The sequence below is a fragment of the Streptomyces sp. NBC_01546 genome (assembly GCF_045208355.1).
Lineage (GTDB): Bacteria > Actinomycetota > Actinomycetes > Streptomycetales > Streptomycetaceae > Streptomyces.
Genome location: NZ_CP109379.1, coordinates 1,169,871 through 1,183,004 on the forward strand (window position 1 = coordinate 1,169,871; position 13,134 = coordinate 1,183,004).

At 69.8% G+C, this 13,134-nt stretch carries 13 protein-coding genes and 2 pseudogenes; 6 read left to right on the top strand and 9 right to left on the bottom strand.

Annotated features, from left to right (window positions below; genetic code table 11):
- Window positions 1-33 precede the first annotated feature (33 nt).
- Complete coding sequence (locus OHA89_RS05790; protein WP_406365486.1) at window positions 34-780, top strand: CPBP family intramembrane glutamic endopeptidase; 747 nt, start codon at window positions 34-36, stop codon at window positions 778-780.
- A gap of 17 nt (window positions 781-797) precedes the next feature.
- Here the strand turns inward: OHA89_RS05790 and OHA89_RS05795 are convergent, their stop codons facing one another.
- Complete coding sequence (locus OHA89_RS05795; protein WP_406365488.1) at window positions 798-2,480, bottom strand: alpha/beta hydrolase; 1,683 nt, start codon at window positions 2,478-2,480, stop codon at window positions 798-800.
- A gap of 154 nt (window positions 2,481-2,634) precedes the next feature.
- Here OHA89_RS05795 and OHA89_RS05800 point away from each other — a divergent pair, with 154 nt between their 5' ends.
- Window positions 2,635-3,975 carry a diacylglycerol kinase family protein gene (locus OHA89_RS05800; protein ID WP_266613342.1) on the top strand — a complete coding sequence of 447 codons (1,341 nt, stop codon included), beginning with the start codon at window positions 2,635-2,637 and terminating at the stop codon, window positions 3,973-3,975.
- A gap of 45 nt (window positions 3,976-4,020) precedes the next feature.
- On the opposite strand, the pseudogene sulP reads toward OHA89_RS05800, so the two are convergent.
- The 7 genes and pseudogenes from sulP to OHA89_RS05835 form a co-directional block, all read right to left on the bottom strand.
- Window positions 4,021-6,124, bottom strand: a pseudogene (sulP, locus tag OHA89_RS05805) (sulfate permease); the annotation flags it as partial.
- A gap of 204 nt (window positions 6,125-6,328) precedes the next feature.
- Window positions 6,329-7,300, bottom strand: a complete 972-nt coding sequence (locus tag OHA89_RS05810; RefSeq protein WP_266613344.1) for a polyphosphate kinase 2 family protein — start codon at window positions 7,298-7,300, stop codon at window positions 6,329-6,331.
- Between the two features lie 31 nt (window positions 7,301-7,331).
- The gene (locus tag OHA89_RS05815) at window positions 7,332-7,649 is read right to left on the bottom strand and encodes a three-helix bundle dimerization domain-containing protein (RefSeq protein WP_406365490.1); all 318 of its coding nucleotides are present in this window, start codon (window positions 7,647-7,649) and stop codon (window positions 7,332-7,334) included.
- A 307-nt stretch (window positions 7,650-7,956) separates the two neighbouring features.
- A pseudogene (locus OHA89_RS05820) lies at window positions 7,957-8,124 on the bottom strand (pirin family protein); the annotation flags it as partial.
- Window positions 8,125-8,598: 474 nt separating this feature from the next.
- The gene (locus tag OHA89_RS05825; protein ID WP_406365492.1) at window positions 8,599-9,039 is read right to left on the bottom strand and encodes a hypothetical protein; all 441 of its coding nucleotides are present in this window, start codon (window positions 9,037-9,039) and stop codon (window positions 8,599-8,601) included.
- Window positions 9,039-10,340, bottom strand: coding sequence for an amidase domain-containing protein (locus OHA89_RS05830; protein ID WP_406365493.1), 1,302 nt, complete (start codon window positions 10,338-10,340; stop codon window positions 9,039-9,041). Before OHA89_RS05830 ends, OHA89_RS05825 begins: the two co-directional genes overlap by 1 nt.
- Before the next feature lie 3 nt (window positions 10,341-10,343).
- On the bottom strand, window positions 10,344-10,667 hold the full coding sequence (locus tag OHA89_RS05835; protein ID WP_406365495.1) for a type VII secretion target: 324 nt from the start codon (window positions 10,665-10,667) through the stop codon (window positions 10,344-10,346).
- 370 nt (window positions 10,668-11,037) lie between these two features.
- Between OHA89_RS05835 and OHA89_RS05840 the strand changes: the two genes are divergently transcribed.
- The gene (locus OHA89_RS05840) at window positions 11,038-11,346 is read left to right on the top strand and encodes a MerR family transcriptional regulator (protein ID WP_406365496.1); all 309 of its coding nucleotides are present in this window, start codon (window positions 11,038-11,040) and stop codon (window positions 11,344-11,346) included.
- 235 nt (window positions 11,347-11,581) lie between these two features.
- Here OHA89_RS05840 and OHA89_RS05845 read toward each other — a convergent pair whose 3' ends face one another.
- A complete protein-coding gene (locus OHA89_RS05845; RefSeq protein WP_406365498.1) occupies window positions 11,582-11,947 on the bottom strand; it encodes a hypothetical protein in 366 nt (121 codons plus the stop codon).
- Between the two features lie 164 nt (window positions 11,948-12,111).
- Here OHA89_RS05845 and OHA89_RS05850 point away from each other — a divergent pair, with 164 nt between their 5' ends.
- Genes OHA89_RS05850 through OHA89_RS05860 form a run of 3 tightly spaced genes read left to right on the top strand, consistent with a single transcriptional unit; the run spans window position 12,112 to window position 13,119 of the window.
- A complete protein-coding gene (locus OHA89_RS05850) occupies window positions 12,112-12,438 on the top strand; it encodes a PadR family transcriptional regulator (RefSeq protein ID WP_406365499.1) in 327 nt (108 codons plus the stop codon).
- Window positions 12,435-12,791 (top strand): DUF1048 domain-containing protein, encoded by a 357-nt coding sequence (locus OHA89_RS05855; protein ID WP_406365501.1) that lies wholly within the window; start codon window positions 12,435-12,437, stop codon window positions 12,789-12,791. The genes OHA89_RS05850 and OHA89_RS05855 overlap by 4 nt, the downstream gene beginning before the upstream one ends.
- Window position 12,792: 1 nt before the next feature.
- Window positions 12,793-13,119, top strand: a complete 327-nt coding sequence (locus OHA89_RS05860) for a DUF1048 domain-containing protein (protein WP_406365503.1) — start codon at window positions 12,793-12,795, stop codon at window positions 13,117-13,119.
- The last annotated feature ends 15 nt before the right edge of the window (window positions 13,120-13,134 follow it).

The following is a 13,134-nucleotide window of genomic DNA, read 5'->3' on the forward strand; positions in this document are numbered from 1 at the left end:
ACTGACCTGTCGTCATGACCGAGGTGGGTTCGCATGCCCCGCAGCACCGCCGATGACGCCGGGCGGCGACACCCTCGGCTCCCGCGACGCATCGGTACCTGGCCGGCCGTGGGAGTCACGGTGGCCGTCCTCGTCGCCGCCAACCTGGCCCTGCACCGCTGGACGGGCCTGTGGGACCTGGTGACGGCCGTCGTCGTCAGCGGCCTGCTGCTCGGTGTGCTCCGCTGGGCCGGCGGTACTCTCGCGGACGCGGGTCTGGCCCGGGACACGCTGGCCCGCGGTGCCCGCTGGGCGCTGGTCCTGATCGGCCTGGTCGGCGTGGTCTACCTGGCCGGGGCCCTGTTGCCGGCCACCAGAGGGCTGTTCGAGGACCGGCGGTACGAGGCGATGGACGGGGGCGAGGTGATGCTCCGCGCGTTCGTGCTGGTCCCCGTCGGCACGGTCTTGGTGGAGGAGATCGCCTTCCGCGGCGTGCTCTACGGCCTGGTGTACCGCGTCCGCGGGGCGCTCCGGGCGACCGCCGTGTCGAGTCTGCTGTTCGGCCTGTGGCACGTACTGCCGTCGCTGCACCTGGCGACCGCCAAACCGGCCGTGAACGCGGTCGTCGGCGATTCCGGGGTCGGGGCCGTACTGGCGGTGCTGGGGACCGTGCTGTTCACGGCGGCGGCCGGCGTCCTGTTCTGCGAACTGCGTCGGCGCAGCGGCAGCCTGCTGGCCCCCATGGGCCTGCACTGGGCGGTCAACGCGTTCGGCTACCTCGTCGGGTACCTGCTGCGCTGACCGGCGCTGCGGCGGGCTCAATTCTGCGGCGAGACGATGTTCTTCAGCTCGTTCAGGTCCTGCGCGGTGAATCCGCCGGGCCGCATGATGTCGTTCCAGGCGTCGACGTACGCGGCCTTGTACGTGTGGCCGTGGCCGTCCGGTACGCCGGTCGAGAACGGCAGGTCGGCGGTGACCTGCCAGAAGGTCACGAACGGAATCCAGACCATGTCTTCGAGCACGTCCGAGCCGGGCCGCTCCCCGATCCAGTCGGGCTCGGTGAGAGCCAGATTCGGGCTCCACCAGACGATCGGATCGGACGGGTGCATGAGGTAGAGCACCCGCGCGCCGTCCCACGGCCGGTCCGCCGGAGGCGTCCCGGTGGCCGGGTCGTCGGTGAACCGGACGGTCCGCCCCTCCTTGTAGACGGGTTCGATCTCGGAGCTGCCCGCGTCACGGTGGTCGCTGAACTCGCGGAAGAGGGTATTGAAGTTGGGCGGGCCGGCGAACACGGTGCCGGCGGTGCGGTTGCGCAGGTCGGCCTCCCCGCTGAAGGCCGTCTCACCGCCGAACGACCCCAGGCTCTCACCCGCCACGAACAGGCGCGGGCGCCGGTCCTGGGGCAGCTTGGACCATTTGTCGTAGACCGCGTCGAAGAGATCGCGGCCGGCTTCGCGCGCCTTGGACTGGTCCACCAGGTACGACATCCACGACGGCAGGTACGAGTACTGCATCGCCACGGTGGCCGCGTCGCCGTTGCCCAGGTACTCGAACGAGTCCACAGCTGCGGGATCGACCCAGCCGCTGCCCGTGGTGGTCATCACGAGCAGGTTCTCGCGGGTGAAGCCGCCCGCCCGTTCGAGGTCCGCGACCGCCCGGGCCGCCCGGGTCTCCGTGTCGTCGGAGGTCTCCAGCCCGGCGTAGGCGCGGATGGGCTCCTGCGCCGTACGGTGGGTGAACGCGCCGATCTCCTGGGCCGAGGGTCCGCCGTCGGCGAACGCCCGGCCCTCCCGGCCCAGTGAGTCCCACGGCACGAGCGAGCCGGGTCCGCCCGAGCGCAGCGCCGACGTGGGCTGGTGCACACCTTCCGGGGTCTCCGTGTCACGCAGCGAGAAGGCCTCGTTGGCCGCGTTCACGAAGCTGCTCAGCAGCAGCCCGGAGAACGCGGCCCACGCCAGGCCCGCCACCAGGAGCCAGCCGACCACCCTCGCCGCCCGCCTGCCGATCCAGCGCCCGAGCAGGTCGGCGGCCCGGTGGTACAGGGCCCGGAGCCCCCGCCCGGCCAGGAGCAGGAGCAGGAAGACGAGGGCGGCGACGAAGGGGCAGGCGACGGTGGCCAGCGCGTTGTAGTCGGTGACGCCCATGAGCCGGCGGATCTCGTGCTGCCAGTACTGGCCGAGCCCGAACGAGAGGCCGAAGAGCACGACCGCGCTGACGATCAGGACGAGCCACGACCGGCGCGAGGGGCTGCGCGCGTCCCGGTCGGCGAAGGCGCGCCACACGAAGGCGGCGACCACGCCCAGCCCGTACCCGATGGCCGCGCTGATGCCGCAGACCAGTCCCTGCAGTACGCCTCCGCGGGGAAGCAGCGACGGTGTGAAGGACAGGCACGCCAGGACGAGGGCGCCCCAGCAGCCGGGGACCGTGAGGTGAAGCCGTCGGCGGTGCCCGGGCGGTGCCGGCTCCTCCGACGGAGGGACCGGCGGGGGGTCATGCGTCATGGTGTCCTCCGCGGTCATGGTCCCAAGGCCCGGCTGGTCGTGCCATCCGGCGCGGACGGCCGCGGTTGGCAGGCCGCGCGGGGGCGGCGCTCGTAGCCTGAAGTGGGTGCCCGACTCATGTCCGGCAGCCCGTGGAGCCGCGGGAGGTTGTCTAATGAGCAGGCGTTGGACCGCGCGTCTGGCCCTGGCGGCGGGCCTGGCGGCGCTCGTGGTGCTGGTGGTGTTCGGAGGCCTCGCGAGCCTCCTGCTGATGGCGGTGGGGTGGGCAGGACTGGTCCTCACGGCGGCAGGCGTGTGGTGGATGCTCACCCACACCGGCTGGATCAGGGTGCTCGCCGGGCTTCTGGTGGTCATCGCACCGCTCGCCGTCCTGCTTCTGTACTCGGCCGCCGGGCTGCTGTGGGTCGTGCTGGCCTCAGTTGGCCTGTGGGCGCTGGCCGTCGCCGCGGGCAGCGCCGCTCTTGCCGAGGACACCGCGTCGAGCATGCCGGAGCGCCCCGCCGTCCGGGCCGAGCGGCCCTTCGTGATCATGAATCCGCGCTCGGGCGGCGGAAAGGTCGGGAAGTTCCGCCTGGCGGAGCGGGCCAGGGCCCTGGGTGCCGAGGTCGTCGTGCTGGATCCGGCCCGGCGGCAGGACGTGGCCGAGCTGGCACGGCAGGCCGTCGAGGGCGGGGCCGACCTGCTGGGTGTTGCAGGCGGCGACGGTACGCAGGCCCTGGTCGCCGCCGTGGCCGTGGAGCACGACATTCCGTTCATGGTGATCAGCGCCGGCACGCGCAACCACTTCGCCATGGACCTGGGCCTGGACCGGCAGGATCCCTCCCACTGTCTGGAGGCACTGACCGACGGCGTCGAACTCCGCGTCGATCTGGGCTTCATCCATGAGGGAGAACCGGCGGACGGGAACACTGGGCGCGTCTTCGTCAACAGCGCCTCGTTCGGCGTGTACGCGGAAGTCGTGCAGAGTCCGGCCTACCGTGACGACAAGGCCCGCACCATTCTGGAGATGCTGCCGGCTCTGCTGACCCAAGCCAGCGGCTCGCGGCTGAGCGTCCGTGCGGATGCGCTGGTCCTGGACGGTCCCCAGGCCGTGCTGGTGAGCAACAACCCTTACCAGAAGGGCGATTCTGCGGGGCTCGGGCGCCGGGAGCGACTGGATTCCGGTGAACTGGGGGTGCTCGGCGTCGAAGTCTCGAGCGCCGCCGAAGCGGCGGGGCTGCTGCTGCACGGCAGGCAGGGCCGTGGGCTGACCGCCGTCACAGCCCGCGAGGTCGTCGTCGACGCCGACGCTCCCGCCATCCCGGTCGGTGTCGACGGGGAGGCCCTGGTGCTTTCCACTCCCGTGCACTGCCGTATCGCGTCCGGCGCCCTGCGCGTGCGCGTGCCACGGCACCGTCCCGGCGTGCCGCGGACCGCGCCCCCGATGGACTGGCGCCGGGTACGGCGGCTGGCGCTGACCATGGGACGGACCGCGGCAGGACAGGGCGCCGCCTGAGCGCCGGCTGTCGGAGCCTTCCGGTATCTCCGACCCGGCGGGCGGTCACTGCCCGCCGGTGGGCGTGGGACCGGTGGACCCGGGTTCGGGCCCGGCGGGCGGTTCGGCGGTGGCGGGGGACGTCCACTGCGCTCCGGTGCGCAGCCGGAAGGCGGCGACCGCGGCCTCCACGGTGGGGAAGAAGTGGCGGGGGTCGATGGTCCGGGTGAGTTCGTACCGCTCGATCTTCCGCCGCACGGGGTCCTTGAGCTCGGCGAACACGAGGTGGATGTCTTCCGCGTTGAGCGCCTCGTCGAGCTCTTCCAGAACGTCGGCGGCGGTGGTGTCCACGTCGGTCATGGGCTCCGCCGCGACCACGATCCACCTCGGCCGCGGGTCCGTGCCGGCCATCCGCCTGATCTCGTCCCGGAAGCTCCTGGCGTTGGCGAAGAAGAGCGGGGCGTCGAAGCGGTAGATCACCAGGCCCGGCAGCTGCTCGGCCTGCGGGTAGAAGCGGATGTCGTGGTAGCCCTCCAGGCCCTGCACCCGCCCCAGCACGGTGTCGTACGGCCACCAGGCCCGCCGGAAGACGTTGAGGACCGACAGGCCCACGGCGATGGCGATCCCGGGCAGCACGCCGAGCAGAGCCACGCCGGCGAAGGCCGCGAAGCACAGCAGGAACTCCGCCCTGCCCTGCCGCCACAGCCGTACGGCTCCCGGCAGGTCGGCCAGGGACAGTGACGCGGTGATGACCACGGCGGCCAGGGCCGGCTGGGGGAGGTTGCGGAACAGACCCGGAGCCAGCACGAGCATGAGGACGATCAGCACCGCTCCGACGACCCCGGTGAGCTGGCTCCTGGCCCCCGCGCGCTCCGCGACCGCCGTCCGGGACCCGCTGGTGCTGACGGGGAAGCCCTGGAAGAGGGCGGCCGCCAGGTTGGCCGCACCGACGCCCGCCATCTCCTGGTTGCCGCGGACCTCCTGCCCCGTACGGGCTGCGAAGGCGACGCGTTGGAGATCGTGTCGGCCAGGGACACCAGGGCGATGCCCAGCGCACCGCCGAGCAGCGGCGCGAGGTCGGCGAGCCGCACGTCGGGAATCGTGAACGGCGGGAAGCCCTCGGGCAGTACCCCGACCAGGCCGACGCCGTGCTCGTCAAGGTCGAAGGCGGCGGCCGCGGCGATCGCCAGGACCACCATCACGAGCACCGCGGGGACCTTCGGCAGGAAGCGCTGCAGGACCAGGATCAGGGCGATCCCGCCGAGGCCCACGGCGGCGGCGGCCGGCACCGTCGCCCCGTCGGCGATCTTCCGCACGAGGCCGGCACACTCGCCGATCAGGTTGTCCGCCTCGACCTTGAAGCCGAGCAGTTTGGGCAGCTGACCGATCAGGATGGTCAGGGCCAGGCCGTTCATGTAGCCGATCATCGTCGGTTTGGAGACCAGGTCGGCGATGAAGCCGAGCTTCGCCACCGAGGCGAGGATCATGATGGCCGCGACCATGACAGCGAGCATCGACGCCAGTGCGACGGCCCGGTCGGGATCCCCGTCGGCGGCCACCAGGGGCAGTACGGTGGCGGCGATCATCGGCCCCAGCGAGGAGTCCGGGCCCAGCACCAGGATCCGGGACGGGCCGAACACCGCGTATCCGAGCAAGCAGAGGATCGTCGTGTACAGGCCGGTGATGGCCGGCAGGCCTGCCAACTCCGCGTACGCCATGCCCTGCGGCACCAGCAGCGTGGTCAGGACGACTCCCGCGACCAGGTCCTTGACCAGCCACTCGCGCCGGTAGGACGACACTGCGCGGATCCCGGGAACTGCCCGGAAGCGGGAGAGCACCCCGTGGCCGTAACGCCGAGTGGTCACGGACAGGCCTGCGCGAAGCCGAAGGAGGCGTTGACGACGAAGTGGATCCACAGCACCTGCGGCGGGGTGAAGGGCTCACCGGCGGCGATGTTGAAGACGGGGGCCCCGAGGAACGTCAGTACGAACGTGACCAGCAGGAGCAGGACGAACCGGATGTACTTGGTGAGGTTGTCGTAGATCGTCCGGCCCTGCTCGACGGCGTAGACGATGGTGGCGAAGTCGTCGTCGGAGAGGATCATGCGGCCGGCGTTCTTGGCCACGTCCGTGCCGCTGCCCATGGCGATGCCGATGTCGGCGGCCTTGAGCTTGTACTCGGGGTCGAACGGCAGGGTGGCGAGCCGGGGAAGGGCGTCCCTCGTGGCGTCGGCGTCCTCGGGGGAGCGCGCGTACCAGCCGTCCCCGGCAGCCCGGGGCTGTTCCGCCACGGAATCCGACCGCACCGTCATGGTTGTGCCTCCGATCCGGGGCCGCGGACGCGTCCGGGCCGGCCGCGCGCCGCCCGAGGGCCGCTAGCCACGCTTCTTCTTCGGCTTGCTCCTCGGCTTGCCGTGCCGGGCGGCGTACGGGTCGGCCGGGGCGCCGGCGGGCGCCTCCTTCTCCAGCGCCCGTTTGGTGACGAGCAGGTCCTTGCGGGCCTCCTCGCCCACATCGGGGTACTGAGGATCGATGTCCATCAGGGTGTGCGCGAGGATCGCCCCCGCGCAGAGCCGCGCGAACCACTTCCGGTCCGCCGGTACGACGTACCACGGCGCCCACTTCGTACTCGTGGCCGACAGCATCTCGGAGAACGCATGCTGGTAGTCGTCCCAGCGGCGCCGCTCCCGGACGTCCGCCGCGGAGAACTTCCAGTTCTTCTCCGGCCGGTCGATCCGCTTCAGGAAGCGGGTGCGCTGCTCCTCCTTGGACAGGTTCAGGAAGATCTTCACCACCTTGAACCCGTTGTCCGTGAGGTAGTGCTCCCAGCGGTTGATCTCCCGGTAGCGCCGGTCCCAGATGTCCGGCCCGAGTACCTCCTCCGGCAGCTTCTGCCGCAGGAGGAGTTCGGGGTGGACCCGTACGACGAGGACCTCCTCGTAGTGCGAGCGGTTGAAGATGGCGATCTCGCCGCGCTCGGGCAGCCGCCGGGCGTAGCGCCACAGGTAGTCGTGGTCGAGTTCCTCGGAGGAGGGCACCTTGAAGCTGCTGACCCGTACGCCCTGGGGGTTGACGCCGCTCATCACGTGGCGGATCGTCCCGTCCTTGCCCCCGGCGTCCAGCGCCTGGAGGGCGAGCACCACGCCGTACGTGTCCTGGGCGGCCAGCCGCTCCTGGTACTCGGCGAGCAGCGACACCCCGGTCCGCAGCAGCTCCATCCCCTGGCGCTTCTTCATGCCGGCCTTGTAGCGGGGATCGAAGTCCCGTTCCAGACGCACCTTCGACCCCGGTCGCACCCGTAGCGGCTCGATGAAGTCCGCGATGCGTTCGGCTCTGTCGTCGGACATCAGCGCTCGCCCCTTCCCCGGCCCCCGGCGGTCACGGCCCGTCCCCCGCTGTGTCCGGGGTGCTCCCGGTGGCGGCGGCGAGCGCCTTCCGGGACCGGCGTTCGGCCAGGATCGGGACGTACTTCCTGACCCTGGCCTGCCGGAACGCGTCGTACGAGGCCCCGACCGTCGCCTCCACGGTGTCCGCGTCGACCGACGGGTAGGCCGCCTTCAGCCGAGCCACGGTGGTCCGGACGGACGCGAGTTCCTCCGGGGTGGGTGACGACTCTTCCGTTGTCCGCGCCCCAGGATCTTCCATGGCGGGTGAGGTCCCGGTCCGTTCCGCGCCCTGGAGCGTTGCAGGTGCCATATCCCACGACCTTCGGACCGCCGGTCCGCGCATGCCGACATCGGGTGAGGGTGTTCGTCATGGCGATTCTCTGCCAAACGGAACAAGATCGCCCATCGGGTGCGCGGATGTGGGAAGGCGAGCCGTGCGGCCGGGCCCGGCAAGGTCCGGAAGGGACGGCTTAGGGGTGTCTTGCCGTGGGTGTGGCGGCGTTCGAGCTCGGTGTAGGCCTCGCGCACTTGCTCCAGCGGGTAGACGTTCGCGATCGGCACTGCGGAACGAGCTGGCAGCCACTACGTCAGTCCACCCTGGACAACATCATCGCAGTTCAGCGCACTCTTCCCCTGGCCTTCAAGCGAGTTGGGGGGAGTTCCGGAGCCGGAATCGGAGCGCCGTCGTAGCCCTTGACCTCGCCGTAGCGGGTGCCGTTCATCCAGTCTTCGCGGAAGCCTGCGACATCCTCTTGGGGCCGTCCGATCCAGTTCCAGAACGTAACACGAGATATCCGTCTTCGTGCAGGTCAGGAATGGATTGGAACCTCTGGGGTCAGCAAAAGGTCAGCATTGGCGCCCCAGCAGTCCCGCACCGCATGGCAACGAAGTCGCTCGCCCACGGCATGGGCACCTTCTACAAGGACTGCGAGCACCCGCATATCGAAAGGACCACGGCAAGGTCGTCGGCCTCCTCCGGCAAGTCACCCCCAGCCACGCTTCACACCTTTGCTGCCTCGCCCGTGACCGCCGCAGACCAGGGTAGGAGACGGAGTGATGGCCGGGATGGGAATTCGAAGATCTTCCCCTCGATCGCCGCCAGCTCGATTACAGCTTGAGGATCACGGCTCACGGCGGCTGCGATCCTCTCGGGCGGCGTCCGACGAGGCACCGCCCCGCCGTTCCCCGCGCCCTCAGCTCGACGCCGGGCAACAAGCCATTGGCCCCGATATCTCACCCTCCCACCGTGCACGAGCTCGTCAGCATCCGTCGCCGAGGTTGATCCCCGCCGCGGCGGCCGAGTAGACGACGTACAGCTGGATCAGTTCCATCGGGATCGCCAGAACGTTGAACCAGACGGTGGTACCGGCGACGAGGCCCGGCCAGCTCTCCCCGAGCCGGCGGCCGTACCGTCCGCGCAGCCGCCGTGCGAGCAGCACGCACGCGGCCACCGCCGCCAGGCCGAGGCTCACACCGGCCCACCCCGCGACGTACTCCGCCATCGGAAAGGGCAGGTGCCGACAGGCTTCGCGCTGCCGGTCGGCCCACCCGTGCTCGATCTCCTGCGTGTGCAGGGAGGTGGCCACACCGGCCACGGTCAGCAGCGGCACCAGCAGCGCCGCCGTCACGGTGCCCGGCGTGACGGCACGCGGGCGCTCCGTGCCGTCGCTCGCGGCGGGGGAGGGCGAGGTGGTGGCCATCAGTACCAATCCGGTTCCGGGCGGACGATGCGGATGCGCTGCTCGCCCCCGTTCCTGTTCGCGATGTGTTCCCGGCTGTCCAGACTCACGTTCTGGAACGAGCTCGTGTGCTGGGTCAGCTTGATGTCTCCGTCCGGGGTGACCGAAGTGACGACGGCGGCGTGGTGGGTCTCGCCGGGGGCGGTTTCCGTGCCGGAAGCCACCTGCTCGTAGAAGACGATGTCACCGGGCTGTGCCTGGGTCCTCGGCACCTCCTTGCTGCCGTGGCGCAGCAGGAAGTTCTGCAGTCCCTCGGCCCGTGCCCATGACTCGGAGTGGTACGCGTGCTGGTCGAGCCAGTCCCACCCGGTCCCGCTCTGGCGGCCCCAGGCGTCGTCGCCCATCAGCCCCGTCCAAGGGTCGATCTTCTTCTTCATGCCGCCCGCTTCCAGGCTCGACGACACGAAATTGGTGCAGTTGCCGAGCGCCCCGTAGTCGAGGTCGTCCTTCTTGTCCCAGTGGTCGAGCGCGTACCGCACCATCTCGACCCGGTCGACCTTCCCGTCGGGTCCGCGCATTTCGCGCCCGACCTCGGGCGGCAGGCCCTTGAGGTCGGCGAGGGTCACGGGGTCGGCCCGCATGAGGTCCTTCTGCTGCTGCGGCGTCAGGCCGTCCCACCAGGTGCGGACGAGGTGCGGATCCTTCCCGACGGGGATGTCCGCCCTGAGGATGTCGAATTCGACGTGCGACGCCTCGACGAGGATCTCGTTGTGCGCCTGCGAGGTGTCGGAGACGTTGATGGTCTTCGCGAGCTTGTCCAGTTCGGCGGAGGCTTTCGCGTCCGCCTGGGAGGCTTCGCGCAGGGCCTCCTCTATCAGCCCGTTGACCTCGGATATCTGGCCCAGTTCCTTGGTGTAGGCGTCGCGTACGTTCTGCGGGACGTTCGGGCCGACGGGTGCGACCCCCGTGTACGCGCCCACGGCGCGGCCGTCCTCGATGCTCAGCCCGTGCTCGCGCGCCAGCTCGGTCGCGTGGAAGAGCGTGCGCTGGGCGAGGCCCATGGAATGGGCCAGGGCGTCGACCACCATGGCCACACCCTTCATGATGTCGCCGCCGGACTCCAGACGGTTGGCGAGGTCTTCCAGGCGCCGGCCGGCCTGCTTGCCGGTGGCGTCCGCCCAGTGATCGTCGAGTGGCTTCTTGCCCTGCACGCGGATGTCCTCGCAGGCGGAAGAGGAACGCCGGGCGAGGTCGACCCAGTCGTCCGCCGCCTTCTGCCACTGGTCCACGCGGCAGTCGTACAGGTCGTGATAGGCGACCACGGGTCAGCCCCTCCCGAAGTCGGCAAGGCCGTGCTGAAGCCTGGCGAAGGCGTCCTTCGCCTGTGCGTCCGTGGTGTCGTAGGCGTTGGCCGTGGTGTGGAGGTTGTCGGCCATGGTGTTCATCTGCTTCCCGAGGTCGACCATGTGGTCCTCCCAGGCGGTCGCACACCGCTTGAGCGCCCCGGCCGAGGCCCAGCCGTGGTGGCCGCCGGCTGCCGTGTCGCTCGAATCGAGGGACTTGCGGAGGTTCTCCAACGCCTTCTCGGCGGCCGAGCTCGCACCTCCCGCGCTTTGCCGCACGTAGTACGTCTTAATGTCTACATCCACGAATTCCCCCATGATCACTTCGTCCACATCCTAAGACACCGCTTCGCCGGTGTGATCATTCGTTGAACTGGCCATGGCAGGAACGGGGCCTGGTCGAGAAGCCGGTACCGGACGAGTTGGGAGTGCCGTTCCGGCGGGTGGTGCCGCAGGTGGAGGCCATACGGCCCGCAGGGTGGCGGCTGGCGTCGAGCGGGCGACCGCGAGGCATTGGCCGCGGTCACCCTTCGCGGCAACCTCGGTGCTGTTCTCGCGAGCCGGCACCTTCCGGCGGACCCCCCGAAAGGCTCGTGCCGCGTAGATGGCCGCGGCAGCTGCGAACTGCCCAACGCCGGCAACGCCACGCCGTCCGGCACCCGCGCCCCTCCGCCTCGTGTTCGCCACCCACCCGGACCGTGCGATCACCCTGTTTCACGACCAGGCCGAGATCTTGGCCGACCCGACGCTACGGCAGCTCTTCCTCGGCTACGACCACGCGCACGACCTCGACGCCGACGACCCACGCCTCGACGACCTCGCCCGCCGTATCGCCGAGGCGAATCGGGAGCGCTACGGGTCCGGTGAACGGCCCGGGCTGGATACCGGCTCCGAGATCCCCGCCCTCATCCAGGGCAGGGTCAACGCTTCGTCCCCGGCGTGGGAACGGCTCGACTCGCTCATTCGCGCCCAACTGAACGCATGACATGAGCACCCGGGAGCGATCTACGAGGCGCGCCTCGTCTCGGACCGTCACAATTCCCGTGGCTGCGGCGTGGAGTGGGGTGGGCGAGGGCGCCTTCTCTTCCAGGTGGACCCGCATGGCACGGCCAGGGGTCTGTTCACCGTCCCAGTACGGCGCCGCGGACACGATCGACGCAGGCGGGCACCACAGCGGTGGCGGACGACCGTAGACGGCCTCACCCGTCACCGGCTCGCGGTCACGCGTCCCAAGCGACCGGGAGGTACCACACCCCGTAGGTGTCCCGCGCCTCGGGGCGCAGGACAACCTCCTCGGCCCGTACGGCCATGCGCAGCGTGGGAACGCACTCGAGGAGCGCTGAGAACGCGACCCTCATCTCGACACAGGCCAGCTGCGCACCCAGGCACCGGTGCTCGCCGTGGCCGGAGGGCCAGGTGCTTGCCCCGCCGGACTCCCTCCGGAGGTCGAGCACGTGGGGAACGGCGTAGCGCTCGGGGGCGCGGCACCCCCACATGTAGGCGGAGCGCCGGGGTTCGTCCCGTGCGGTCGCGATCCGCAGCGGCGCCGGGACATCTACTTGGTCGACGACGACGCTTTGCACCACTCGATCGCGATCAGCTCGCGGCAGACGCTCGAGGCCAGCAGTGGCGCGGATCGCAGGGTCCGGTCCCTGTTCGCCGATTGCTGGCAACCTCCACTACTCGGTGATACCGTATAGCCGTACTCGGTACTACGCAGTACCGGTGACGCCGAGGAGGAAGACTTGAGATGGACGACCTGACGGAGATGCTGAAGGGCACGCTCGAAGGGTGCGTGCTCGAAATCATCGGCACTGAGGAAACCTACGGGTACGCCATCACCCGTCAGCTGAACGAGCTGGGCTTCACCGACGTCATTGAGGGGACGGTGTACACCATCTTGCTGCGGCTGGAGAGGAACGGGCTCGTCCAGGTGACGAAGCGACCATCCGGGGTCGGCCCCCCGCGCAAGTTCTACGCGCTCAACGACGCGGGCCGCGAGGAGCTCGCGAAGTTCTGGGCGAAATGGCAGTACGTCTCATCACGCATCGACAAGCTCAAGGAGGGCGGGCGATGAACTTCTGGGAGACCATCACCGGCAGCGATCTCACCAGGGAATGGAAGGCGTTCGAAGCCCGGGCCGCCGCCCTGCCGGGCGACTACCGGGCTGCGTGGGAACAGATCAAGGTCGGCCTCCTCCCCCACGGGGACTTCACCGGCCGCAACCTGATGCCGATCCTCGACGCCGCCCTGGGACTGCTCGAAGAGACAGCGGCGGACGGGCAGAGCGTCCACGAGGTGCTCGGCGACGACATCCGGGGCTTCTGCACGGCACTGGCCGGCGGCGAAGGGGCCCGAACCTATCGCGACCGCTGGCGCGAGCAGTTGAACAGGAACGTCGCCAGGAAATTGAGCAGGCTGGGAGGCTGACATGGGAATCCAGGACATCATCGAGGGCAAGAAGCAGTGGCGGGCGCACACGACTCGGGTCAAGGCCCTTCCACCGGACTACCAGATCGTCTACAAGGAAATGCAGAAGTACCTGTTCAAGGTCGGACCGATCGACCTGCCTGATGGGCCCCTGCTCCCCGGGATCGTCGACTTCTTCGAGGAGGGCGTCGCCGCGGGCAAGGGTGTCTTGCAACTCATCGGCACGGACGTCGCCGCGTTCTGCGACGACCTGATCAAGGACTCACGCACCTATGCGGACGTCTATCAGGAGTCCATCAGCGGGAAATTCGGCACGGCCGAGAAGTAACATCCGCCGCTTCAC